23 protein-coding genes are annotated in these 25263 nt (G+C 61.6%); 13 read left to right on the top strand and 10 right to left on the bottom strand.

From position 1 onward, the window contains the following. Positions 1 to 4: 4 nt before the first annotated feature. The 7 genes from BT116_RS07520 to gloB form a co-directional block, all read right to left on the bottom strand. Positions 5 to 1615: an ABC transporter ATP-binding protein gene (locus tag BT116_RS07520; RefSeq protein WP_072341791.1), complete on the bottom strand. Its 1611-nt coding sequence runs from the start codon at positions 1613 to 1615 to the stop codon at positions 5 to 7. Between the two features lies 1 nt (position 1616). Beyond that, positions 1617 to 2636, bottom strand: a complete 1020-nt coding sequence (locus BT116_RS07515) for an ABC transporter permease (RefSeq protein ID WP_063320732.1) — start codon at positions 2634 to 2636, stop codon at positions 1617 to 1619. Between the two features lies 1 nt (position 2637). Further along, positions 2638 to 3711 (bottom strand): microcin C ABC transporter permease YejB, encoded by a 1074-nt coding sequence (locus BT116_RS07510; protein ID WP_063320733.1) that lies wholly within the window; start codon positions 3709 to 3711, stop codon positions 2638 to 2640. 4 nt (positions 3712 to 3715) lie between these two features. Continuing rightward, entirely contained in the window at positions 3716 to 5569 is a 1854-nt protein-coding gene (locus BT116_RS07505; protein WP_072341788.1) for an extracellular solute-binding protein, read from the bottom strand. After that, positions 5566 to 7398: an extracellular solute-binding protein gene (locus tag BT116_RS07500; RefSeq protein ID WP_072341785.1), complete on the bottom strand. Its 1833-nt coding sequence runs from the start codon at positions 7396 to 7398 to the stop codon at positions 5566 to 5568. Before BT116_RS07500 ends, BT116_RS07505 begins: the two co-directional genes overlap by 4 nt. A gap of 275 nt (positions 7399 to 7673) precedes the next feature. Then, positions 7674 to 9122, bottom strand: a complete 1449-nt coding sequence (locus BT116_RS07495; protein WP_072341782.1) for a transglycosylase SLT domain-containing protein — start codon at positions 9120 to 9122, stop codon at positions 7674 to 7676. 99 nt (positions 9123 to 9221) lie between these two features. Next, entirely contained in the window at positions 9222 to 9989 is a 768-nt protein-coding gene (gene gloB / locus BT116_RS07490; RefSeq protein ID WP_072341779.1) for a hydroxyacylglutathione hydrolase, read from the bottom strand. Positions 9990 to 10054: 65 nt separating this feature from the next. Between gloB and BT116_RS07485 the strand changes: the two genes are divergently transcribed. From BT116_RS07485 to BT116_RS07470, 4 genes are all read left to right on the top strand, one after another. After that, entirely contained in the window at positions 10055 to 10813 is a 759-nt protein-coding gene (locus BT116_RS07485) for a class I SAM-dependent methyltransferase (protein WP_057452232.1), read from the top strand. Between the two features lie 89 nt (positions 10814 to 10902). Further along, on the top strand, positions 10903 to 11355 hold the full coding sequence (gene rnhA, locus BT116_RS07480; protein ID WP_030142629.1) for a ribonuclease HI: 453 nt from the start codon (positions 10903 to 10905) through the stop codon (positions 11353 to 11355). Positions 11356 to 11584: 229 nt separating this feature from the next. Then, a complete protein-coding gene (dnaQ, locus tag BT116_RS07475; RefSeq protein ID WP_072341776.1) occupies positions 11585 to 12346 on the top strand; it encodes a DNA polymerase III subunit epsilon in 762 nt (253 codons plus the stop codon). Positions 12347 to 12674: 328 nt separating this feature from the next. Beyond that, on the top strand, positions 12675 to 13289 hold the full coding sequence (locus BT116_RS07470) for a GNAT family N-acetyltransferase (RefSeq protein ID WP_072341773.1): 615 nt from the start codon (positions 12675 to 12677) through the stop codon (positions 13287 to 13289). On the opposite strand, the gene BT116_RS07465 is transcribed toward BT116_RS07470, so the two are convergent. Together BT116_RS07465 and BT116_RS07460 are read right to left on the bottom strand one after the other, a co-directional pair. Continuing rightward, positions 13255 to 14148, bottom strand: a complete 894-nt coding sequence (locus BT116_RS07465) for a LysR family transcriptional regulator (RefSeq protein WP_072341770.1) — start codon at positions 14146 to 14148, stop codon at positions 13255 to 13257. The genes BT116_RS07470 and BT116_RS07465 overlap by 35 nt on opposite strands. A gap of 86 nt (positions 14149 to 14234) precedes the next feature. Then, complete coding sequence (locus BT116_RS07460; protein ID WP_072341767.1) at positions 14235 to 14498, bottom strand: hypothetical protein; 264 nt, start codon at positions 14496 to 14498, stop codon at positions 14235 to 14237. Positions 14499 to 14683: 185 nt separating this feature from the next. Between BT116_RS07460 and BT116_RS07455 the strand changes: the two genes are divergently transcribed. From BT116_RS07455 to BT116_RS07445, 3 genes are all read left to right on the top strand, one after another. Further along, the gene (locus BT116_RS07455; RefSeq protein WP_072341764.1) at positions 14684 to 15241 is read left to right on the top strand and encodes an NADPH-dependent FMN reductase; all 558 of its coding nucleotides are present in this window, start codon (positions 14684 to 14686) and stop codon (positions 15239 to 15241) included. Between the two features lie 261 nt (positions 15242 to 15502). Further along, positions 15503 to 15853 carry a metalloregulator ArsR/SmtB family transcription factor gene (locus BT116_RS07450; RefSeq protein WP_072341761.1) on the top strand — a complete coding sequence of 117 codons (351 nt, stop codon included), beginning with the start codon at positions 15503 to 15505 and terminating at the stop codon, positions 15851 to 15853. Between the two features lie 37 nt (positions 15854 to 15890). After that, positions 15891 to 17174: an arsenic transporter gene (locus BT116_RS07445; protein WP_072341759.1), complete on the top strand. Its 1284-nt coding sequence runs from the start codon at positions 15891 to 15893 to the stop codon at positions 17172 to 17174. Positions 17175 to 17294: 120 nt separating this feature from the next. On the opposite strand, the gene BT116_RS07440 is transcribed toward BT116_RS07445, so the two are convergent. Further along, positions 17295 to 18260 (bottom strand): DUF1853 family protein, encoded by a 966-nt coding sequence (locus BT116_RS07440; RefSeq protein ID WP_072341756.1) that lies wholly within the window; start codon positions 18258 to 18260, stop codon positions 17295 to 17297. 270 nt (positions 18261 to 18530) lie between these two features. On the opposite strand from BT116_RS07440, the gene BT116_RS07435 reads away from it, so the two are divergent. The 6 genes from BT116_RS07435 to pepN are packed head-to-tail and all read left to right on the top strand — an operon-like array spanning position 18531 to position 25065. After that, the gene (locus tag BT116_RS07435; RefSeq protein ID WP_003202709.1) at positions 18531 to 19421 is read left to right on the top strand and encodes an NAD(+) kinase; all 891 of its coding nucleotides are present in this window, start codon (positions 18531 to 18533) and stop codon (positions 19419 to 19421) included. Further along, the gene (locus tag BT116_RS07430) at positions 19418 to 20392 is read left to right on the top strand and encodes a metallophosphoesterase (protein WP_170845917.1); all 975 of its coding nucleotides are present in this window, start codon (positions 19418 to 19420) and stop codon (positions 20390 to 20392) included. Before BT116_RS07435 ends, BT116_RS07430 begins: the two co-directional genes overlap by 4 nt. Further along, the gene (locus BT116_RS07425) at positions 20389 to 21261 is read left to right on the top strand and encodes a rhomboid family intramembrane serine protease (RefSeq protein WP_072341751.1); all 873 of its coding nucleotides are present in this window, start codon (positions 20389 to 20391) and stop codon (positions 21259 to 21261) included. The genes BT116_RS07430 and BT116_RS07425 overlap by 4 nt, the downstream gene beginning before the upstream one ends. 45 nt (positions 21262 to 21306) lie before the next feature. Next, positions 21307 to 21567, top strand: a complete 261-nt coding sequence (locus BT116_RS07420) for a YeaC family protein (RefSeq protein WP_063320747.1) — start codon at positions 21307 to 21309, stop codon at positions 21565 to 21567. After that, complete coding sequence (locus BT116_RS07415) at positions 21564 to 22394, top strand: DUF2797 domain-containing protein (protein WP_072341749.1); 831 nt, start codon at positions 21564 to 21566, stop codon at positions 22392 to 22394. Before BT116_RS07420 ends, BT116_RS07415 begins: the two co-directional genes overlap by 4 nt. Positions 22395 to 22407: 13 nt before the next feature. Then, positions 22408 to 25065, top strand: coding sequence for an aminopeptidase N (gene pepN, locus BT116_RS07410; RefSeq protein WP_072341746.1), 2658 nt, complete (start codon positions 22408 to 22410; stop codon positions 25063 to 25065). Positions 25066 to 25263 lie beyond the last annotated feature (198 nt).

Here is a 25263-nt window from a genome sequence, read left to right as displayed (position 1 = left end):
CAGGTTATTCGGCAGTTGTTGGGGCCAGGAAGGCGGCCTCCAGCAACTGCTGTGTATAGGGGTGCTGCGGCGCGGCGAATATGCTGCGGGCATCACCTTGTTCGACCACTTGGCCATGCTTGACCACCATCAACTGGTGGCTCAGCGCTTTGACGACAGCCAGGTCATGGCTGATAAACAGGTACGTCAGGTTGTACTTGGTTTGCAACGACCGCAACAGCTCCACCACTTGGCGTTGCACGGTACGGTCCAGGGCCGACGTCGGTTCATCCAGCAGAATCAACGCCGGCTTGAGCACCAGGGCCCGGGCAATGGCGATACGCTGCCGTTGCCCTCCGGAAAATTCATGGGGGTAGCGGTTCCGGGTTTCCGGGTCCAGGCCTACCTCCTTCAATGCCGCGATTATCGCTTGTTCCTGTTCGGCTTCGGTGCCGATCTTGTGGATCCGCAGGCCTTCGCCGACGATCTGGCTCACACACATCCGTGGGCTCAGGCTGCCAAACGGGTCCTGAAACACCACTTGCATCTCCCGGCGCAGCGGCCGGACTTGTTGCTGCGTCAGGCTGTCCAGCTGCTTGCCTTCGAAGCGGATCCCGCCCTGGCTGCCGATCAACCGCAGGATCGCCAACCCCAGGGTGGACTTGCCGGAACCGCTTTCGCCGACGATGCCCAGGGTCTGGCCCTGGGGCAGGCTGAAGCGGATACCGTCCACGGCCTTGATGTAGTCTACCGTGCGCTTGAACAGGCCTTTCTTGATCGGGAACCAGACTTTCAGGTCCTCGACCTGCAACAGCGGCGGGCCGACGACGTTGGTCGCCGGGGTGCCGCTGGGTTCGGCGCCCAGCAATTCCCGAGTGTACGGATGCTGCGGTGCGCGGAACAACTCTTCGCACGATGCCTGTTCGACGATGCAACCGCGCTGCATGACACATACGCGATGCGCAATTCTTCGCACCAGGTTCAAATCGTGGCTGATCAGCAGCAGCGACATGCCCAATCGCGCCTGCAATTGCTTGAGTAATTCGAGGATTTTCAGCTGGACGGTGACATCCAGCGCGGTGGTCGGCTCGTCGGCGATCAGCAGTTCCGGCTCGTTGGCCAGGGCCATGGCGATCATCACCCGCTGGCGCTGGCCGCCGGACAGCTCGTGCGGCAGGGCTTTGAGGCGCTTGTGGGGCTCGGGAATGCCGACCAGTTCCAGCAACTCGAGGGTCCGGCGGGTCGCGACCTTGCCGCTCAGGCCCTTGTGGATGCCGAGCACTTCATTGATCTGTTTTTCAATGGAGTGCAGCGGGTTGAGGGATGTCATCGGCTCCTGGAAGATCATCGCGATCCGGTTGCCGCGGATATGACGGATGGTTTTTTCCTTCAAGCCCAGCAAATTCTGGCCGGCATACTGGATGCTCCCGGTGGGGTGATGGGCCAGCGGGTAGGGCAGCAACCGCAGGATCGAATGGGCGGTGACTGATTTGCCCGAGCCGCTTTCACCCACCAGGGCCAGGGTTTCGCCGCGCTTGATATCGAAGCTGACCCCCTCGACCACACGTTGGCGGCGTTCGCCAACAATGAACTCTACCGCCAGGTCACGCACTTCGATCAGATTATCCTGGTTCATTTCATTTCCTCGGATCGAAGGCATCACGAGCGGACTCGCCGATGAACACCAGCAGGCTCAGCATCACGGCCAGCACGGCGAACGCGCTGATGCCCAGCCAGGGCGCCTGGAGGTTGGATTTGCCCTGGGCCACCAGCTCCCCCAGGGACGGTGCGCCGGGCGGCAGGCCAAAGCCGAGGAAATCCAGGGCGGTGAGGGTGCCAATGGCGCCGGTGAGGATGAACGGCATGAACGTCATGGTCGAGACCATGGCGTTGGGCAGGATGTGACGGAACATGATCGCGCCGTTCTGCATGCCCAGTGCCCGCGCCGCGCGGACGTATTCCAGGTTGCGCCCGCGCAGGAATTCGGCACGGACCACATCCACCAGGCTCATCCAGGAAAACAGCAGCATGATGCCCAGCAGCCACCAGAAGTTGGGCTGGACGAAACTGGCCAGGATGATCAGCAGGTACAGCACCGGCAGCCCGGACCAGATTTCCAGGAAGCGTTGGCCAGCCAGGTCCACCCAGCCGCCATAGAAGCCCTGCAGGGCGCCGGCGATCACGCCGATGATCGAGCTGAGCACGGTCAGCGTCAGGGCAAACAGTACCGAGATGCGGAAGCCATAGATGACCCGGGCCAGGACATCGCGGCCCTGGTCATCGGTGCCCAGCCAGTTCACGGAAGAGGGCGGTGCCGGGGCCGGGACCTTCAGGTCGTAGTTGATGCTCTGGTAGCTGAACGGAATCGGTGCCCACAGCACCCAGGCGTTCTTGGCCGCCAGCAGTTCACGGATGTACGGGCTCTTGTAGTTGGCTTCCAGCGGGAATTCGCCGCCGAACGTGGTTTCCGGGTAGCGCTTGAGGGCCGGGAAGTACCAGCCGTCGTCGTAATGCACCACCAGCGGCTTGTCGTTGGCGATCAACTCGGCGCCCAGGCTCAGCCCGAACAGGATCAGGAACAGCCACAGCGACCACCAGCCACGCTTGTTGGCCTTGAACAGTTCAAAGCGGCGGCGATTGAGAGGGGACAGGTTCATCTCAATGCTCCCGGCTTTCGAAGTCGATGCGCGGATCGACAAAGGTGTAGGTCAAATCGCCGATCAGTTTCACCACCAGTCCCAGCAAGGTGAAGATGAATAGGGTGCCGAACACCACCGGGTAGTCGCGGTTGATCGCCGCTTCGAAACTCATCAGGCCCAGGCCGTCGAGGGAGAAGATCACTTCCACCAGCAGGGAGCCGGTAAAGAAGATCCCGATGAATGCCGAAGGGAAACCGGCGATCACCAGCAGCATGGCGTTGCGGAATACGTGGCCATAGAGCACCCGGTGGCGGGTCAGGCCCTTGGCCTTGGCGGTGACCACGTATTGCTTGTTGATTTCGTCGAGGAAACTGTTCTTGGTCAGCAGGGTCATGGTGGCGAAGTTACCGATCACCAGGGCGGTCACGGGCAAGGCCAGGTGCCAGAAGTAATCGAGGATCTTGCCGCCCATGCTCAACTCGTCGAAGTTGTTGGAGGTCAGCCCGCGCAAGGGGAACCAGTCGAAATAGCTGCCGCCGGCAAACACCACGATCAGCAGGATGGCGAACAGGAATGACGGGATCGCGTAGCCGACGATGATGGCCGAGCTGGTCCAGACGTCGAAATGGCTGCCGTGCCGCGTGGCCTTGGCGATCCCCAGCGGGATCGACACCAGGTACATGATCAGCGTGCTCCACAACCCGAGGGAGATGGACACCGGCATCTTTTCCTTGATCAGGTCGATGACTTTGGCGTCGCGGAAGAAACTGTCGCCGAAGTCCAGGTGGGCGTAGTTCTTGATCATGATCCACAGGCGTTCGGGTGCCGACTTGTCAAAGCCGTACATACGCTCGATTTCCTTGACCAGCGCCGGGTCCAGGCCTTGGGCGCCGCGGTAGGAGGAACCGGCCACCGACACTTCGGCACCGCCGCCGGCAATACGGCTGGTGGCGCCCTCGAAACCCTCGAGCTTGGCGATCATCTGTTCCACCGGCCCGCCGGGCGCGGCCTGGATGATGACGAAGTTGATCAGCAGGATGCCGAACAGGGTCGGGATGATCAGCAGCAGTCGCCGAAAAATGTAAGCCAGCATTTCGTTACTCCACGCTCGCAGGGGCGGCGATTTGCTGCTCGATGACCTGCTTCTCTACTTCATCGGCCGGCTTGACCTCCGGCTTGACCCACCAGGTGGTGGTGCCGATGTCATAGGTCGGCGTGATTTTCGGATGGCCGATGTGGTTCCAGTAGGCCACGCGCCAGGTCTTGATGTGCCAGTTCGGGATCACGTAGTAGCCCCATTGCAAAACCCGATCCAGCGCACGGGCGTGAGCTACCAGGCTCTTGCGTGAATCGGCGTTGATCAGTTGTTCCACCAACTGGTCAACGGCTGGATCCTTCAGGCCCATGGTGTTGCGGCTGCCGGGTTTGTCGGCGGCGGCCGACATCCAGAACTCGCGCTGTTCGTTACCCGGTGAGCTGGATTGCGGGAAGCTGCCCACCACCAGGTCAAAGTCCCGGGAGCGTACGCGGTTGACGAATTGGGAGACGTCGACCCGACGGATGATCAGCTCAATGCCCAGGTCGCTCAGGTTGCGCTTGAACGGCAGCAGTATCCGTTCGAACTCGGTCTGGGCCAGCAAAAATTCCAGCACCACCGGCTTGCCTTGGGCATCGACCATCTTGTCGTCGACGATGCGCCAGCCGGCCTCTTGCAGCAATTGGTAGGCCTTGCGCTGCTGGTCGCGGATCATGCCGCTGCCGTCACACACCGACGGCTGGAAGGCGTCGGTGAAGACCTGTTCGGGAATCTTGCCGCGCAGGGGCTCGAGGATCTTCAACTCGTCTTCGCCGGGCAGCCCGGTGGCGGCCATTTCCGAATTCTCGAAATAACTGCGGGTGCGGGCGTAGGCGCCGTTGAACAGCTGCTTGTTGGTCCACTCGAAGTCCAGCAGCAGGCTCAAGGCCTTGCGCACCCGTACGTCCTGGAAAATCGGCCGGCGCAGGTTGTAGACAAAACCCTGCATGCCGGTGGGGTTGCCGTTGGGGATCTGTTCCTTGATCAACCGGCCTTCGGTCACGGCCGGGATGTTGTAGGCGTTGGCCCAGTTCTTGGCGGTCATCTCCAGCCAGAAATCAAACTGCCCGGCTTTCAAGGCCTCGACCGCGACGGTGTTGTCGCGGTAATAGTCGGTCGCCAGTACGTCGAAATTATAGAAGCCGCGATTGACCGGCAGGTCCTTGCCCCAATAATCCTTCACTCGCTCATAACGGATCGAGCGTCCGGCCTTCACTTCAGCGACTTTGTAGGGGCCGCTGCCCAGGGGGATCTCCAGATTGCCCTTGCTGAAGTCGCGCTCGGCCCACCAGTGTTTCGGCAATACCGGCAATTGGCCGAGGATCAACGGCAGTTCACGATTATTGGTGTGCTTGAACTTGAACAAAACCTTGAGCGGGTCTTCGGCGATGACGTCGGCGACGTCGTTGTAATAGCCGCGAAACATCGGCGCGCCGTCCTTGGTCAGGGTCTGGAAGCTGAAGACCACGTCTTCGGCGCGTACCGGATGGCCGTCGTTGAAACGGGCTTCGGGGCGCAGGTAAAAGCGTACCCAGCCATTGTCCGGGGCTTTCTCGATTTTTTCGGCGATCAGGCCATATTCGGTGAATGGTTCGTCCAGGCCCTGCTTGGCCAGGGTGTCGTAGATCAAGCCGATGTCATCGGCCGGCACGCCTTTGCTGATGAACGGGTTGAGGCTGTCGAAGCCCCCAAAACCGCCCTGGCGGAAGATTCCGCCTTTGGGCGCGTCCGGGTTGACGTAGTCGAAATGCTTGAAGTTGGCCGGGTACTTCGGCGGCTCGTTGTACAAGGTCACGGCATGCTGCGGCGCGGCACAGGCGAGCCCGGCGAACAACAGGCTGCTGGCCTGCAGGAGCAGGGCGCGTAAAGGCTTCATTGATCTTTCTCCGAAGATTTCAGCCACCATGCGCTCAGGCCCAGGGTGTAGGGCGGCGTGGTGACGAAGGCGAACCGGTTGCGGTACGCCAGGCGATGATAATTGAGATACCAGTTGGGAATGCAGTAATGCTGCCACAGCAGCACGCGATCCAGAGCCTTGCCGGCGGCGACCTGTTCGTCGCGGGTCTGGGCGGCGAGCAGCTTTTCCAGCAGATGGTCGACCACTGGGTTGGCGATCCCGGAGTAATTCTTGCTGCCCTTGACCCCGACCTGGCTGGAGTGGAAGTACTGCCATTGCTCGAGGCCCGGGCTGAGGGTCTGGTTCAAGGTCAGCAGGATCATGTCGAAGTCGAACTGGTCCAGGCGCTGCTTGTACTGGGCACGGTCCACCGTGCGCAGCCGGGCCTGGATGCCGATGCTGGCGAGGTTCTCGACATAGGGTTGCAGGATGCGCTCCAGGTTCGGGTTCACCAGCAGGATTTCGAAGCTCAGGGGCTGGCTGTCGGCGTTCAGCAGGCGTTGGCCGTTGAGGTTCCAACCGGCTTGCTTCAATAACCCCAGGGCTTTACGCAGGGTTTCCCGGGGAATGCCGCGACCGTCGGTCTTGGGCAAGCTGAAGGGTTCGGTGAGCAGTTTGGCCGGCAATTGTTCCCGGTACGGCTTGAGCAGCAGCCATTCATGGCCCACCGGCAGGCCAGTGGCGGAGAACTCGCTGTTGGGGTAATAACTGAGGGTGCGCTTGTAGGCGCCGCTGAACAGGGTGCGGTTGGTCCACTCGAAATCAAACATCAGCCCCAGGGCTTCACGTACCTTGACTTCGGCAAACGTGCCGCGCCGGGTGTTCATGAACAGGCCTTGGGTCTGGGTCGGGATCTGGTGGGGAATCTGCGCCTTGATTATGTCGCCGCGCTTGATCGCCGGAAAGTCATAGCCATTGGCCCAGTTCTTGGCCTGGTGTTCGATGTAGATATCGAACTCGCCAGCCTTGAAGGCTTCGAAGGCAACTTCGCTGTCACGATAGAACTCCACGTCCATGCGGTCGTAGTTGTACTTGCCGCGATTGACCGGCAGGTCCTTGCCCCAGTAATCCTTGACTCGTTCGAACACCAGCTGGCGGCCAGGTTGCACTTTGGTGATGCGATATGGCCCGCTGCCCAGGGGCGGTTCGAAGGTCGTCGCCTTGAAATCGCGGTCTTTCCAGTAATGCTGGGGCAACACCGGCAGTTCCCCCAGGCGCAGGATCAGCAGCGGATTGCCCGCGCGCTTGAAGACAAAGCGGATTCTCAGTGGGTTGAGAATGTCGACCCGTAGCACTTCCTGCAGGTTGGTGCGGTATTGCGGATGGCCTTCCTTGAGCAGCGTCCTGTAGGAGAACGCCACGTCATAGGCGGTAATGGGCACGCCATCGTGAAAGCGCGCTTCGGGGCGCAGGTTGAACACCACCCAGCTGCGGTCCTCGCTGTACTCCACCGACTGGGCGATCAGGCCGTAGCTCGACGTCGGTTCATCACCGGACGGTGCGTACTGGCCTGTGCCGACCATCAGTGGTTCGTTCAGCTCATTGATGCCGTATTGCAGGAAATTCGGCGTGGAAACCGGGCTGCTGCCCTTGAACGTGTAGGGATTGAGCGTATCGAAGGTGCCGAATGCCATGACTCGCAAGACACCGCCCTTGGGCGCTTGCGGGTTGACCCAGTCGAAGTGGGTGAATCTGGCCGGGTACTTGAGCGTGCCGAACTGCGCATAGCCATGGCTTTCGCTGATGGTTGCGCTGGCGGGAGAGCTCAAGGCCAGGCTGATCAGGAGCAAGAGGAGGGGACGTATCAAGTCTGAGATCCGATCCAGGCGGCTTGGGCTTTTATGGCCTGTACAGTAACAGCTTGTATCGGCAGGAAAAAGGCGGGGGTTAGCGGGTAGTATCAGTAAGGTGGTGGATATCGGTCGAGCACCGAACCTGTGGCGAGGGGATTCATCCCCGCTGGGTTGCGAAGCGACCCCATCCAAACTTCCTTAAACACCGTGGTGCCTGGCTTTAGGGCTGCTTCGCAGCCCAACGGGGATAAATCCCCTCACCACAAAAAGCTCCTCGGCCACCGCGAGGCTTAGTGCGGGGAGTACACCGTCAGCATCTGCCCAGGCTTGAGTGCCTTGCCCATCCGCGGGTTCCAGCGCTTGAGGTGCTGCATTTCCACGTTGAAGCGCTTGGCGACGACGTACAGCGAATCACCTTGCTTGACCTTGTATTGGGTCTGCTTCTTCTGGTCCTTGCTGTTGGCGGCCACCACGGTGCTGATGCGCTTGCCAGGGGCCTTGCTGGCCTTGGCATCCTGCATCACCAGGGTCTGGCCGACCTTGAGCTTGTTGCCGCTGAGTTTGTTCCAGCGTTGCAGGTCCTTGGTCTGGACGTTGTTGGCCTTGGCGATCTGGGCGAGGTTTTCGCCGCGCTTGACACGGTAGGTGCGCAAGGCGCCTTCCATATCGCTGTCGTCGGCCGATTCAAAAACCGGCTTGAGCGAGCGCTGGCTGATCAACTCTTCAGGACGCATGGTTGACAGGCTGGCGGTCAGCAGCTGGGCCTTGGAGGTGGGCACCAGCAGGTGCTGGGGGCCGTCGATGGTGGTGCGTTGCTTGAAGGCCGGGTTGAGCTGGAACAGCTCGTCTTCGTCGATGTTGGCCACCGCCGCGACCTTGGACAGGTCCATGCGCTGGTTGATCTCGACGACCTGGAAATAGGGTTCGTTGGCGATCGGGTTGAGGTTCACGCCATAGGCATCGGGCGAGAGCACCACCTGGGACAGCGCCAGCAATTTCGGCACATAGGCCTGGGTCTCGCTGGGCAGCGGCAGGTTCCAGTAGTCGGTGGGCAGGCCAAGCTTCTCGTTGCGCTCGATGGCGCGGCTGACCGTACCCTCGCCGGCGTTGTAGGCCGCCAGCGCCAGCAACCAGTCGCCGTTGAACATGTCGTGCAGGCGCGTCAGGTAGTCCAGGGCGGCCGTGGTGGAGGCGGTGATGTCGCGACGCCCGTCATAGAAGCGGGTCTGGCGCAGGTTGAAGTAACGCCCCGTGGACGGGATGAACTGCCACAGGCCCACTGCGTTGGCCCGGGAATAGGCCATGGGGTTGTAGGCACTCTCGATCACCGGCAGCAGCGCCAGCTCCAGCGGCATGTTGCGCTCTTCGAGGCGTTCGACGATGTAGTGGATGTACAGGCTGCCGCGCTCACCGGCGTTTTCCATGAAGGAAGGGTTGCTGGCGAACCACAGGCGCTGTTGCTCGATACGCGGGTTGACGCCGGCCGTTTCCTGCAGCTGGAAGCCCTGGCGCATGCGCTCCCAGACGTCCTGGGGGACTTGAGGGCTGGGTTTCTCAGTGAGCCATACCGGCTTCTGTTTGGCGCGAGCGGCGATATTCGGTGTATGCGCCGCGTCGGTCTGCGGCAGCTGCCCCGTGCTCTGGCAGCCCGCCAATGTGGCGGACACAGCCACCGCGATGGCTTGAGCCAAGCGGGTCAATGTGTCTGACTGGACGGACCTGCGTATAGATGACGACATTGGCTGGAAGTAAGTTCCGGGCAAAAATGTCGGCCGATTCTAGGAAGCGCACCCCAACAGGTCAACCTTTCAGAATTTTTGTATCAATCGATAGCTGCCTTAGAACGTATCTTTCCAAGCCCTCAAGGCCGCAAAAACCTCACTCGGCGTCTGGTTTCGCTGGCCGTTCCGTTCGTCTGCTTTTTGTTTAACGGATGTTTCAGTCGTGCGCAGGAACGGATTGGTGAGTTTTTCCAGGGCGAGGGTCGAGGGCAGGGTCATGATGCCTTCGCTGCGTTGCTGGCTGACTTTTTCCAGGCGGGCAGCGACGTCCGGATTGCCGGGCTCCACGGCGGCCGCGAACTTCAGGTTGCCGAGGGTATATTCATGGGTGCAGTAGACCAGCGTATCTTCAGGCAGGGCGGCGAGGCGACTGAGCGAATGGTGCATTTGCGCAGGCGTGCCTTCGAAGAGCCGGCCGCAACCGGCGGCGAACAGGGTGTCGCCACAGAACAGCAGGCCATGGTGGTAGTAGGCAATGTGCCCGAGGGTATGGCCAGGCACGGCGTAGACATCGAAGTCCCAGCCGAGCACGCTGACCTTGTCGTTGTCATGCAGGGCCTTGTCCCGCGCCGGGATGTTTTCGCTGGCCGGGCCGTAGACGGTGGCGTTCGTCGCATTCTTCAGCGCCTGGACGCCGCCGACATGATCATGGTGATGGTGGGTGATCAAGATGTCGCTCAGGACCCAGCCCGGGTGGGTCTCGAGCCAGGCCTGCACCGGAGCGGCGTCACCTGGGTCGACCACCGCGCAGCGCAGGGTGGCGTGGTCCTGTAACAACCAGATGTAGTTATCGGTGAATGCGGGCAGGGCACTGATCTGTATCATCGTGGAATTCGCCAAGCGGAAAACAAAGGCGCATCTTAGAACTTCCTGACGCGTTGGAGAATGCAATGACCGATGAAGCGTTCGCTCAGGCTGATCCTGACTGGCTGGCGTTGATCAGCGCCGCCCGTGAATGGCTGTCCGGCCCTGTCGGGCAATTTTTGCTGGAAGAAGAACGGCGCATGCTCGAAGACGAGTTGGGTCGGTTCTTCGGCGGCTATCTGGTGCACTACGGCCCTTCGGCGCAAACGCCGCCGTCGGCGCCGCAAGTCCAGCGCAACGTGCGCCTGGGGGCGCCGTTGCCCGGGGTGGAAATCGTCTGCGAGGAGCAGGCCTGGCCGTTGAGCGAACATGCCGCCGACGTGGTGGTCATGCAGCACGGCCTGGATTTCTGCCTGTCGCCCCACGGTCTGTTGCGTGAAGCCGCCAGCAGCGTGCGTCCCGGCGGGCATCTGTTGATCATCGGCATCAACCCCTGGAGCGCTTGGGGCTTGCGTCATGTGTTTGCCCATGATGCCTTGCGCCAGGCTCGCTGCATCTCGGCGTCGAGGGTCGGCGACTGGCTCAACCTGCTGGGCTTTGCGCTGGAGAAACGCCGCTTCGGGTGCTATCGTCCGCCGCTCGCGTCGCCCAAGTGGCAGGCGCGCCTGGCTGGCTGGGAGCGCAAGGCCGGTGACTGGCAGCTCTCCGGTGGTGGTTTCTACCTGCTGGTGGCACGCAAGATCGCGGTCGGGCTGCGCCCGGTGCGCCAGGCGCGACGCGAGCCGATGGGCAAGCTGATTCCTTTGCCGATGGCCAAGGTCAATCGTCGCCACATCGAGCCGTAACCTTTTTCACTGGTGCTTGCCGGCATTGGGCTGCGGGTGTTGTCGGGCCTGATCGGCGGGCCTTTGCTTTTTTTCCTGGATAGATTGGCATGAGCGATAGCGTAGAACTCTTCACTGATGGCGCCTGCAAGGGCAACCCTGGTCCGGGCGGCTGGGGCGCGTTGCTGGTGTGCAAGGGCGTGGAGAAGGAGCTCTGGGGCGGCGAAGCCAATACCACCAACAATCGCATGGAACTGATGGGCGCCATCCGTGGCCTGGAGGAGCTCAAGCGGCCCTGCGATGTGCTGCTGGTGACCGACTCCCAGTACGTCATGAAAGGCATCAACGAATGGATGGCGAACTGGAAGAAGCGCGGCTGGAAGACGGCGGCGAAGGAACCGGTAAAAAACGCCGACCTCTGGAAGTTGCTCGATGAACAGGTCAACCGTCACAACGTCACCTGGAAATGGGTGCGCGGCCACATCGGCCACCACGGCAACGAACGGGCCGACCAGTTGGCCAACCGTGGGGTGGATGAGGTGCGGGGCTACAAGCAGGCTTGATGCAACCATGGCCACTGAAGCATGCGCACTTGTGGCGAGGGGATTTATCCCCGCTGGGGCGCGAAGCGACCCCCTTCAATCTTCCTGGCGCACCGTGGTGCCTGGCTTTAGGACTGCTTCGCAGCCCAGCGGGGATAAATCCCCTCGCCATAAGCTGTGGTCAGTCATTCCCTCGGAGCGTGTTAAGATCCGCGCTTTTGCAAGACTGCCCGCTGAGAGCTGAACACTGATGGCCAACAGATCTGTAGTACTGGATACCGAAACCACCGGCATGCCGGTGACCGATGGTCACCGGATTATTGAAATCGGTTGTGTCGAGCTGATCGGCCGGCGCCTGACCGGTCGCCATTTCCACGTTTACCTGCAACCGGATCGCGAAAGCGACGAAGGCGCCATCGGCGTGCACGGCATCACCAACGAATTTCTGGTGGGCAAGCCGCGTTTCGCTGAAGTGGCCGACGAGTTCTTCGAATTCATCCAGGGTGCGCAGTTGATCATCCACAACGCGGCGTTCGACGTCGGGTTCATCAACAACGAATTCGCCCTGATGGGCCAGCACGACCGGGCTGACATTACCCGGCATTGCACCATCCTCGACACCCTGATGATGGCCAGGGAACGTCACCCTGGGCAGCGCAACAGCCTCGACGCCTTGTGCAAGCGCTATGGCGTCGACAACTCCGGTCGTGAACTGCACGGCGCCTTGCTTGACTCCGAGATCCTGGCCGACGTCTACCTGACCATGACCGGCGGCCAGACCAGCCTGTCCCTGGCCGGTAACGCCTCGGACGGCAATGGTACCGGCGAAGGCTCCGGCAACCAGGCCACGGAGATCCGGCGTTTGCCCGCTGACCGCCAGCCATCGCGGATTATCCGCGCCAGCGAAAGCGACCTGGCCGAACATGCCGCGCGTCTGGAAGCCATCGCCAAGTCTGCAGGCGCTCCGGCATTGTGGACGCAGTTGGCCGAGGCACAGGCCGCCACGCACTGATGAAACCCTGTGAGAGCCAGGCTGTTCATTCAAGGTAAGTAAAGAGCCTGTGGCGAGGGAACTTGCTCCCGCTGGACTGCGAAGCAGGCCCCCTGGAGCGGTTGCTGCGCAACCGAGCGGGAGCAAGCTCCCTCGCCACAATGATCCAGGCAATCCTTGTGTGAGCTACTGCATCCATCGTTCATTTCTCGCCACAATCGCCACGACCTTCTACCCTGAGGTAACTGGCAGGCTATGGATCCCGCTTGATGTGTGAAGATTTGAAAGACAAGGGCAATGGATGGCACCACGCCGTTGGTTGTCTCAAGGAATGAGGACCTTCCCCAGTATGCAACCGGTCATGAATCCCAAATACCCCGGGTTGTCGGTGCGCGTCGTCGATGACGGCTTTGCCGCTTATATCTGGGGCAGTGACTTCAGCTTCGAAGTCAGCGACTACGCGACGGCGCAGATTGGCCGGCCCGTCAGCCAATGGCCGGTGACGCCCATTGTTCCCTATCGCAAGTGCTATGGCATCGATCCCGAGGAATTCAGCAGCTTCCGCAATGCCCCGGACAGCGAGATTTTCATGGCCTATCTCGACGACCAGCCCGTGGGGCATCTGGTCGTCAGTACCAACTGGAACGGCTACGCCCACATCGACGAGTTGGCGGTGCACGCCCCGGCCCGTCGTCACGGGGTGGCCAAGGCATTGCTCGATGTCGCCCAGTTCTGGAGCCGCAAGAAAAAACTGCCGGGCATCATGCTCGAAACCCAGAACAACAATCTGGGTGCATGCCGGCTCTATGAGCGTTGCGGCTACGTGCTCGGTGGTATCGATCACCTGCGCTATCGCGGCATTGACCGGCATACCGCCGAAGTGGCGTTGTTCTGGTACCGGCTGTTCGACGATCCGCTGGGCATGTCGATCAGTGGCTCAGCAACGCCTCGGCTTGTTCCGTAATCCGTTCCAGCAGCGATTGGACAGCGGGTGAGGGCGGCGTGCCGTTCAGGCTCAGGGAATAGAGACCAATCGCAATGGCGGGCGATACCGGGCAGACGTCCAGGCCACTGCCCTTGGCACCCGAGGCAGTGAACGGGTCGACGATGGCAAGGCCTTCGCCGGCCTCGACCATCGCGCGCATCATTTGATGGGTCTGGACGCGGATCTGGATCATCGGCGCCGGACGCAGCGCCGCCAGTTTATGCTCGAACGCCGGGCTCAGCGGGTCATGGCCATCCAGGCCTACCAACGGCTGGCCTGCCAGGTCCTGGAGCGAAATGTATTTCTGTCGTGGTTGCAGCCAGCCGTGAGGTGCCAGCAATTGCAATTTGCCCTGGGCGATCATCTGGCAATGGATGTCGGGGTGTTCGGGGTCGTGCAAGCTCAGGCCCAGGTCACTTTCACGCAACAGCAGGCTGTGGACGATGTCGCGGGTCGGTTGGCTGAGCAGGGTGCAGGGCGCATCGGGATGGCGGCGACGCAGGGCGGCGATGCTCTGGGGCAACAACTGCTGGGCCAGCGGCGGGGTGCAGATAATGCGCAAGGGTGGCGCCTGATAATGTTTCAGGCTGCTGGCCAGGCGCTGCACCGGTTCGAGGGTGTCGTACACCCGCGTGATACCGTCGCGCAGTTCAAGGGTTTCCCGGGTGGCCTGCAGGCGCCCGCGCACGCTGGCAAACAGCATGAAGCCCAACTGTGCCTCGGCATCGCGCAGGATCGCCTCGACCTCCGCCACCGGCAGTTGCAGCCATTCGGCCGCCGTGCCGAGGTGACCGGTCTGCAGCAGCGCCTGGATCACTTCGATGTGGCGTAAACGCATGCAAGAAGTCCATGTTCGGCGGGTGAGCCATTGAGTGGCTGAATCCTAACCCAAGTCCGGGCACGACTTCTGCTCATAACTGCCGGTTATGAAGCTATTTGCGTTTCAGTGGGTGCTTGAGCTTGCAGTGACGTTTCCGGTTCGCGGGTCAGTTCGATCTGAGATTGCACCAGAATGAATTTTCCGTCTTCGAGTTTGTTGACTCGATCACCGATAGCCAACTTATAAGTGGTGACAGGCTCCTTGCCGTTTCCGTCGGGCGACGGGGTCGATTCCTGAAACTCATGCACCGAATAGACGCGACCTTCGGCGTCCCGCGCATGAAATTGTCCGACAAGTACTGCTGCCATCGCTTAGAACCTCTGGAAATAAATCACTCGATTTGCGGTTCTGTAGACCCTGGTCAAGCGCGGTAAGTTTTCCTACATGAAAAAAATAGTCCAGCCGACAGGTTTTCGTCGCTCCACTGGTCCAATTGTCACCCCGATCATCTATAACTACAGGCTCCTTTGAGCCGATAGTCGAGAAGCCTCTCATGAGTAATGTCTACACGGTGGCCGTTTTGGTGGGCAGCCTGCGCAAGGCATCGATCAACCGCAAGGTGGCGCTGGCACTGGCTGACCTGGCGCCAGCGAACCTCAAGCTGAACATCGTCGAGATCGGCGAGCTTGCACTTTATAACGAAGACATTGATGTAGCGCCGCCGGCAGCCTACACCGCATTCCGCCAGCAGGTGGGCGCGGCCGACGCCTTGTTGTTCGTCACCCCAGAGTACAACCGCTCGGTACCGGCGCCGCTGAAAAATGCCATCGATGTCGGCTCGCGTCCCTATGGCCAGAGTTGCCTGAGTGGCAAGCCGGGCGCGGTGATCAGTGCATCGCCGGGCGCCATCGGTGGTTTTGGTGCCAACCATCATTTGCGCCAGTCCCTGGTGTTCCTCAATGTGCCTTGCATGCAGCAACCGGAAGCCTACCTGAGCGGCGCCGGGACGGCGTTCGATGAGGCGGGCAATCTCTCGGAGTCCGTGCGGCCGTTCCTGCAGACATTCATCGATGCCTATGGCAAGTGGGTCGAGCAGCACAAGAAGGCCTGATGGCTCCTCTGGAACTTCAAGCCAAGCACCTTTGTGGCGAGGGGATTTATGTGGCGAGGGGATTTATCCCCGCTGGGGTGCGAAGCGCCCCCCACCCAAGTGTCTAACACACCGGGCTGCTTCGCACCCCAACGGGGATAAATCCCCTCGCCACAAGTGCATGTACATCTGCAAGTGCAGGTGCAACTTCAAATCCCCGCTTTACTGGATATTCGAATTTCCATATATTCGCCCCTTCGTACCTCCAGGCCGTCCTTAGCCATGTCTGATTCCCACAATCCCGTCGATGTCTTCAAGGCGCTGGCCGACGACACCCGTACGCGCATTGCGCTGCTGGTGGCCCGTGAAGGCGAGTTGTGTGTCTGTGAACTCACCGCCGCGCTGGACCTGAGCCAGCCGAAGATCTCCCGGCACCTGGCGCAGTTGCGTAACGCCGGCCTGCTCAGCGATCGGCGCCAGGGGCAATGGGTCTACTACCGTCTGCATCCGCAGTTGCCGGCCTGGGTCAACAATTTGCTGGAGCAGGCGTTGGCAGCCAACACGGCGTGGCTGATGGCGGATGTCGAGCGATTGGGTGCCATGGCTGATCGTCCGGTGGCGCGTTGCTGCTGATTTCGTCTTTTCAATCCTCCTTCCAAGGCTGTTGCGCATGCTGATCGCGTCATTGATTTTCCTGCTGACCATTACGTTAGTGATCTGGCAGCCCAAGGGGCTTGGCGTCGGCTGGAGCGCGACGCTCGGCGCGCTGCTGGCGTTGTTGAGCGGGGTGGTGCAGGTCGGTGACATTGCACTGGTCTGGCAGATTATCTGGAACGCTACCGGTACGTTTGTCGCGCTGATCATCATCAGCCTGCTGCTGGACGAGGCCGGCTTCTTTGCCTGGGCGGCCTTGCATGTGGCCCGTTGGGGAAAGGGCAGCGGGCGCAAGCTGTTTGCCTTCATGGTGTTGCTGGGGGCGCTGGTGTCGGCGCTGTTTGCCAATGACGGGGCGGCGTTGATCCTGACGCCCATCGTGATCTCGATGCTGCTGGCGTTGCGGTTTTCCCCGGCAGCGACCCTGGCATTCGTGATGGGCGCCGGTTTCATTGCCGACAGCGCGAGCCTGCCGCTGGTGGTATCGAACCTGGTGAACATCGTCTCGGCGGACTTCTTCGGCATTGGCTTCAACCGCTACGCGGCGGTCATGGTGCCGGTGAACCTGGTCAGCGTGGCGGCCAGCCTGGCGATCTTGCTGTGGTTCTTTCGTCGCGACATCCCGGGTGACTACGACCCCGATCAACTGGACGATCCGGCGACGGCGATCCACGACAAGGCAACGTTTTATGCCGGCTGGGTGGTGCTGGTGATCCTGCTGCTGGGCTGCTTTGCGCTGGAGCCGCTGGGGATTCCCATCAGCGCGATCTCGGCAGTCTGCGCCGCGTTGCTGCTGGCGGTCGCGGCCCGCGGCCACAAGATTTCCACCCGCAAGGCGATGAAGGAAGCGCCCTGGCAGATCGTGATCTTCTCCCTCGGCATGTACCTGGTGGTCTATGGCCTGCGCAATGCCGGGCTGACCGGCTACCTGGCCCATTGGCTCGACGGCTTTGCCGAATATGGCGTGTGGGGGGCGGCCATGGGCACCGGCGTGCTGACGGCGTTGCTCTCGTCGGCCATGAACAATTTGCCGACGGTGCTGGTCGGCGCCTTGTCCATCGATGCCAGCCAGGCCACCGGGGTGGTGAAGGAGGCGATGATCTACGCCAACGTCATCGGCAGCGACCTGGGCCCGAAAATCACCCCGATCGGCAGCCTGGCGACCTTGCTGTGGTTGCATGTGCTGGAGCGCAAGAATATCCAGATCGGCTGGGGGTACTACTTCAAGGTCGGGATCGTGCTGACGGTGCCGGTGTTGCTGGTGACGTTGGCGGCGCTGGCGGTGCGGTTGTCCTTCTAGACCAGACCGAATTGGCCTCATCGCGAGCAAGCTCCCACATTGGAATGCAACATCCTCTAGGAATGTGATCCCTTGTGGGAGCGAGCTTGCTCGCGATGAGGCCCTGACAGGCAGCAAGGCTCAGCCATTACCCGGCACATTCGGCCAAAGATCGGCCACCAGGAATAGCCGCTCAGCTTCTTCCCACTCTCCCTCGGCATTTTCAGTCAGGCGCACCATCAGTTGCGCCGGCGCCATCGGGTCGAGGTCCTGTCGCCAGGCCTCCAGTTGCTCGGTGCTCCAGGTCTGCTCCGCCGGGTAATGGGCCGGGGCCAACCAGGCGGCGCGGGGCAGGGGTTGCCAGCGCCCAGGTGGGCGCTGGGCGATGAATGCAGGCCAATCCCGCTGATGCAGCCAACTGCCCCGCAAATGCCGGGGGTGCGCACCGGTCGGCGGGTCGGCGTGGCCCGGCCAGGGGTAGAGCAGGTAGCCGCCGAGCCAGAGCTCGGAGTGGAATACCTCGAGGCCGGTCGGCTCAATACCCAGTGCCGCCAGGGCCTCGCGGCTTTCCGGGCGGGCCGAGATCGGCAACTGGTGTTCGCGCAGATGGGCCAGCTTGCGGTCAAGCCGGTCATGGCAACCCGGACCCAGCCATTGCGCGGCGTCCAGCCCGTTACCTTGTTGCGGGCCGAGGTACAACTTGATCGCCAGCTCCAGATGATGGATGCCGTCACGATCGCGCAGCAGCAGGTCCAGTTCGCCCAGGGTATGGCCTTCGTGGCGGATCGGCAGGTTCGCGGCAATCAGCTCGATGCCGGGAGCGTGCTGCACGGCGAACTGCCACAGCCTTTCGTAATACAGGCCCAGGCGTCGCGTCCGTCCCAGGGACAGGCAGTGCAGCAGCGGGTAGCTGTCGCGGTCCAGTTGTCGCAGCCAGTGTTCCAGTCGATGGGGATCCTGCACCCAGTCACTGCCGGCCAGGGGATGGCGCTGGGGCCAGGGCGTGTCGATGAGCATCGGCGGGGCGATGATCGCCCACGCGAGGTCGCGCACTTCGGGATGGCGCAGGCGGCGGGGCAAGTCCAGCAATTCAGGGAACAGGATCATTTGGCGAGCATAGCCGCTATGCGGCCAATGCTGTCAATTCAGGAAGGTAAAGCCCCTGTGGCGAGGGAGCTTGCTCCCGCTGGACTGCGAAGCAGGCCCGTTGGGGCGGTTGCTGCGCAACCGAGCGGGAGCAAGCTCCCTCGCCACGGTGATTCAGGTAAACCTTGAATAACAGCATTGCGCCACGTGAAGGCTTAAAGGATTTTGTCTATGGAGCGCTTTCGCCCATAATCGTGGTTTTCGCCCGCCGCAGACCCTCGCAGGAGCCTCATGGAGCAATTTCGCAATATCGGCATCATCGGTCGCCTGGGCAGTTCGCAGGTGTTGGACACCGTTCGCCGTCTCAAACGTTTCCTCCTGGAGCGACACCTGCATGTGATCCTCGAAGACACCATCGCCGAAGTCTTGCCGGGCCATGGCTTGCAGACGTCGTCGCGCAAGATGCTGGGCGAGGTCTGCGACATGGTCATCGTGGTCGGCGGCGACGGCAGCTTGCTGGGCGCGGCCCGGGCCTTGGCGCGGCACAACATCCCGGTGCTGGGGATCAACCGGGGCAGCCTGGGGTTTCTCACCGATATCCGCCCTGACGAGCTGGAAACCAAGGTCGCCGAGGTGCTGGACGGCCACTACCTGGTGGAAAACCGTTTCCTGCTGCAAGCCGAGGTCCGTCGTCACGCCGAGGCCATCGGCCAGGGCGATGCCCTCAATGACGTGGTGCTGCACCCCGGCAAATCCACGCGCATGATCGAATTCGAGCTGTACATCGACGGCCAGTTCGTCTGCAGCCAAAAGGCCGACGGCCTGATCGTCGCGACCCCGACCGGTTCCACGGCCTACGCACTGTCGGCCGGCGGACCGATCATGCACCCCAAGCTCGACGCTATTGTGATTGTGCCCATGTACCCCCATACCTTGTCTGGGCGACCGATTGTGGTCGATGGCAACAGTGAGCTGAAAATCGTCGTGTCCAAGGATATGCAGATCTACCCGCAAGTGTCCTGTGACGGCCAGAACCATTTCACCTGCGCGCCGGGTGACACCATCACCGTCAGCAAAAAAGCGCAGAAGCTGCGCCTGATCCATCCGCTGGATCACAATTACTATGAAGTCTGCCGGACCAAGCTCGGCTGGGGAAGTCGGTTGGGGGGTGGAGGCGACTGATGCTCGATCCTGCGCGCAGTTACGATTTGATCGGTGACGTGCACGGATGCGCCCTGACCCTGGAACACCTGCTGGACCGACTCGGTTACCACAAGCAGGGCGGGGTCTGGCGGCATCCGTCGCGCATGGCTGTGTTCCTGGGGGACATCATCGACCGTGGCCCGCGGATTCGCGAGGCGCTGCACATCGTCCACGACATGGTCGTGGCCGGCCAGGCGCTGTGCATCATGGGCAACCACGAGTTCAATGCCCTGGGCTGGAGCACACCGGCATTACCGGGCAGCGGCCAGCGCTATGTGCGCGAACACACACCACGCCATGCCCGCCTGCTCAACGAGACCCTGACTCAGTTCGAGCAGCATCCCGGCGACTGGCATGACTTTCTCAAATGGTTCTACGAGCTGCCGCTGTTTGTCGACGCTGGCCGGTTCCGGGTGGTGCATGCCTGTTGGGACGCCGGCCTGATCGAACCGCTGCGTGGCCTGTTCCCGGAGGGTTGTGTCGACGAACATTTCCTCCAGGCCTCGGCGCAACCGGGCAGTTTTGCCTGCACGGTGTTCGATCGTTTGCTGCGTGGCACCGACATGCGCCTGCCCCATGGCCTGACGCTGACCGGTGGCGATGGCCTGACCCGTTCGTTTTTCCGCACCAAGTTCTGGGAAGACAACCCGCAGACCTACGGCGACATCGTCTTCCAGCCCGACGCCTTGCCGGAACCGGTGGCCCGCACGCCGCTGTCGCCCGAAGAAAAGAACAACCTGCTGCGCTATGGCGTCCACGAACCGCTGTTGTTCGTCGGCCACTACTGGCGCAGCGGCAAACCCGCGCCGATCCGCCCGAACCTGGCCTGCCTGGATTACAGCGCAGTGCTCTACGGCAAGTTGGTCGCCTATCGCCTCGACCAGGAAACCCGCCTGGATCCGCACAAGTTCGTCTGGGTCGATGTCGAGCGGCCGGAGGTGCTGCAATGAGTGTCGTCGCGGTATTGCGCCTGCCCCTGGCCGTGGACTTGAGTGGCTTCGTCAAGCTGCTGCAACGCATGCAGGTACCCCATCGTGTCAGCGAAGAGGCCGGCGAGCAGGTGCTCTGGGTACCGGATGAAATCAGTGAGGATGTGCGTTCGTTGTACGCCCGTTTTCCCGCCGGCGATCCCGATCAGCAGTTGGAACTGCCCGACACGGGTGGCACTTCCCGGCGAGCGGGGTTCGTCCAGCAACTGACGCGAAGTCCAATGACGGCCGTGGTGTTGTTGCTGAGCCTGATTGTCAGCGCGGTCACCCTGCTGGGGGAGAATCTTGAGATCCTGCGCTGGCTGACCTTCCTCGAGTTCCGCGTCGTTGGCGACTACATCCAGTTCACGCCGTTGGCCGATAGCCTGGCGGCGGGGCAGTGGTGGCGCCTGGTGACGCCGATGCTGATTCACTTTGGCTTTCTGCACATCGCCATGAATGGCATGTGGTACTGGGAGCTGGGACGGCGGATCGAAGCGCGCCAGGGTGGCATCAACTTATTGGGGCTGACGCTGCTGTTCAGCCTCGTCTCCAATTTTGCCCAGTATTTTTTCAGCGGCCCGACACTGTTCGGTGGGTTGTCGGGGGTGTTGTACGGCTTGCTGGGCCATTGCTGGATCTACCAACTGCTTGCACCGAACCCGGCCTATCACTTGCCCCGCGGGGTGTTGGTGATGATGCTGGTGTGGTTGCTGCTGTGCCTGTCCGGGCTGGTTTCGCTGATCGGTTTCGGTGAAATCGCCAATGCGGCTCACGTCGGCGGGCTGCTCGTCGGGTGCTTCACGGGATTGTTGGGCGGGCTGTTCGCTCGCCGTAAAATGGCCCTTTGACCGGTACCTGTGCCTTTTGAAAATGCGCAATTGCGCGGAGAACCCATGGCTTCCTTCAACGAAATGATCCAGAACATCACTCCCGACATCTACCGGAGCCTGAAACTGGCGGTGGAAATCGGTAAATGGGCCGATGGCAACAAGCTCACCGCCGAGCAGCGCGAGCTGTCGCTGCAGGCGATGATCGCCTGGGAAATCCAGAACCTGCCCGAAGACGAGCGCACCGGTTACATGGGGGCGCAGGAATGCCATTCGAAGTCCACTGAAGTGCCGAATATCCTGTTCAAGTCGGACGCCATCCATTGATCGAGATTGGCCGCGGTGCAATCAGCAAGATGTCGGCGCGCCTTGACGGGCCGACCGTTCAATACGCCTTTCGCCTGGGCGATGTCGAGGTGCCGGTCAACCCGTTGATCGGCAGCACGGTGCGCCTGGAGTACCTCGGTGCGATCCACTGCACCCATTGTGGACGCCGGACCAAGACCAGCTTCAGCCAGGGATATTGTTACCCCTGCATGACCAAGCTGGCCCAGTGCGATCTGTGCATCATGAGCCCCGAGCGTTGTCATTACGAGGCGGGCACCTGCCGCGATCCAGCTTGGGGCGAGCAGTTCTGCATGACCGATCATGTGGTCTACCTGGCCAATTCCTCGGGCGTGAAGGTCGGCATCACCCGCGCCACGCAACTGCCGACCCGCTGGCTGGACCAGGGGGCAAGCCAGGCGCTGCCGATCCTGCGGGTCGCCACCCGCCAGCAGTCGGGGTTTGTCGAGGACCTGTTCCGTAGCCAGGTGGCGGACAAGACCAACTGGCGCGCCTTGCTCAAGGGCGACGCCGCGGCGGTGGACCTGCCGGCGATCCGCGACGCGCTGTTCGAAAGTTGCGCCCAGGGATTGCAGGGCTTGCAGGAACGATTTGGCTTGCAAGCGATCCAGACCATAGCGGACGTCGAACCCATCGAGATCCGTTATCCGGTGGAGCAATACCCGGCCAAGATCGTCAGCTTCAACCTGGACAAGAACCCGATTGCCGAAGGCACGCTGCTGGGAATCAAGGGCCAGTACCTGATTTTTGACACCGGCGTGATCAATATTCGTAAATACACGGCCTACCAGCTCGCCGTGCATCAGTAGAAGGATTCGACCCATGCGCACCGAACAGCCGAAGATGATTTACCTGAAGGACTATCAGGCCCCTGAATACCTGATCGATGAGACGCACCTGACCTTCGAGTTGTTCGAGGACCACAGCCTGGTCCATGCGCAACTGGTGATGCGCCGCAACCCCGAGCGTGGTGCCGGGCTACCGCCGCTGGTGTTTGATGGCCAGCACCTGGAACTGCTCTCGCTCAAGCTCGACGACGCCGACCTGGGGCAGGGCGACTATCAGTTGGACGACAGCCACCTGACCCTGCACCCCAAGGCCCAGGCCTTCACGGTCGACACCACCGTCCGGATCCACCCGGAAACCAACACCGCCCTGGAAGGTTTGTACAAGTCCGGCAGCATGTTCTGCACCCAGTGCGAGGCCGAGGGTTTCCGCAAGATCACCTATTACCTGGACCGCCCGGATGTGATGAGCAAGTTCACCACCACCGTGGTGGCCGAGCAGCACAGCTATCCGGTGCTGCTGTCCAACGGCAACCCGATTGCCAGCGGCCCCGGCGAAGACGGTCGGCACTGGGCGACCTGGGAAGACCCGTTCAAGAAGCCGGCCTACCTGTTTGCCCTGGTGGCCGGCGACCTGTGGTGCGTCGAGGACACCTTCACCACCCTGAGCGAGCGCACCGTGGCGCTGCGCATCTATGTCGAGCCGGAAAACATCGACAAATGCCAGCACGCCATGACCAGCCTGAAGAAGTCGATGCGCTGGGACGAAGAGGTATACGGGCGTGAGTACGACCTGGACATCTTCATGATTGTCGCGGTCAACGATTTCAACATGGGCGCCATGGAGAACAAGGGCCTCAATATCTTCAACTCCAGCGCCGTGCTGGCCCGCGCTGAAACCGCCACCGATGCTGCGCACCAGCGGGTCGAGGCGATCGTGGCCCACGAATATTTCCACAACTGGTCGGGCAACCGCGTGACCTGCCGCGACTGGTTCCAGCTGTCGCTCAAGGAAGGTTTCACGGTGTTCCGCGACGCCGGGTTCTCGGCCGACATGAACTCGGCCACGGTCAAGCGCATCCAGGACGTGGCGTACCTGCGCACCCACCAGTTCGCCGAAGACGCCGGTCCCATGGCGCACCCGGTGCGTCCGGACAGTTTTATCGAGATTTCCAACTTCTACACCCTGACCGTGTACGAAAAGGGCTCGGAAGTGGTTGGCATGATCCATACCCTGTTGGGGCCTGAAGGTTTCCGCAAGGGCAGTGACCTGTACTTCGAACGCCACGACGGCCAGGCCGTGACCTGCGACGACTTCATCAAGGCCATGGAAGATGCCAACGGCGTCGACCTGGCCCAGTTCAAGCGCTGGTACAGCCAGGCCGGTACACCACGGCTGGCGGTGAGCGAGTCTTATGACGCCGCCGCCAGGACCTACAGCCTGACCTTCAGTCAGAGTTGCCCGCCGACCCCGGACAAGATGGAAAAGCTGCCGTTCGTGATTCCCGTGGAGCTTGGCCTGCTGGACAGCAAGGGGGCTGAAATCCCTCTGCGCCTGGTCGGTGAAGCCGCGGCAGACGGCACCTCCCGAGTGATCTCGGTGACCGAAGCCCAGCAGACCTTCACTTTCCTCGATGTCGCCGAACAGCCGCTGCCTTCATTGCTGCGTGGTTTCTCGGCGCCGGTGAAGCTGAGCTTCCCGTACAACCGCGACCAGTTGATGTTCCTCATGCAGCACGACAGCGACGGCTTCAACCGCTGGGATGCCGGCCAGCAGTTGTCGGTGCAGGTGTTGCAGGAACTGATTGCCCAGCATCAGCAGGGTGCCAGCCTGGCGCTGGATCCGCGCCTGGTCAGTGCTCTGCGCAGCGTGCTGTCGGACGAATCCCTGGACCAGGCCATGGTCGCCGAAATGCTCTCGCTACCAAGCGAAGCCTACCTGACGGAAATTAGCGAAGTGGCTGACGTCGAGGCGATCCATGCCGCCCGTGACTTCGCCCGTCAGCAGTTGGCCGAGAACCTGTTTGAAGCCCTGTGGCTGCGTTACGCAGCCAACCGCGACCTGTCGAGGAAAACGCCTTACGTGGCCGAGGCCGAGCATTTCGCCCGTCGCGCGTTGCAGAACATCGCGCTGTCGTACCTGATGCTCACCGGCAAGCCTGAGGTGCTGAGTGCGACTTTGGAGCAGTTCGACACCGCCGACAATATGACCGAGCGCCTGACTGCGCTGGCGGTGCTGGTCAACTCGCCATTCGAAGCCGAGAAGGCCAAGGCCCTGGAAGTCTTTGCGGAAAACTTCAAGGGCAACCCGTTGGTCATGGACCAATGGTTCAGCGTCCAGGCTGGCAGCCCGTTGCCGGGTGGCCTGGCGCGGGTCAAGGCATTGATGGAGCACCCGGCGTTCAATATCAAGAACCCGAACAAGGTGCGGGCGCTGATCGGCGCGTTTGCCGGGCAGAACCTGATCAACTTCCACGCCGCCGACGGTTCGGGTTATCGCTTCCTGGCGGACCTGGTCATTCAGCTCAATGGCCTCAACCCCCAGATCGCCTCCCGGCAACTGGCCCCGCTGACTCGCTGGCGCAAATACGACAGCGCCCGCCAGGCGTTGATGAAAGGCGAACTGGAACGCATCCTGGCGTCCGGCGGGCTGTCGGCCGATGTGTTCGAAGTGGTGAGCAAGAGCCTGGCATAAACCGGCACTGCCTTACCTTTGTGGCGAGGGAGATCCCGCCCCGCGGGCCTGCGAAGCAGGCCTGATCCTGGTTCCCTTTTTGATCGTTCCCGCGCTCCGCGTTCCGCTTCTGGATGTGACGCAGAGCGTCACGGGATGCATTACCACGCAGAGCGTGGGAACGATCGGGTCGCGGCGGCGGTGGAAGATCGTTCCTCA

The organism is Pseudomonas sp. NFACC16-2, assembly GCF_900119205.1.
In the GTDB taxonomy this organism is placed as follows: domain Bacteria; phylum Pseudomonadota; class Gammaproteobacteria; order Pseudomonadales; family Pseudomonadaceae; genus Aquipseudomonas; species Aquipseudomonas fluorescens_Q.
Note: the sequence above shows the minus strand (reverse complement) of the source record. Positions and strands in the feature narration are given on the sequence as shown.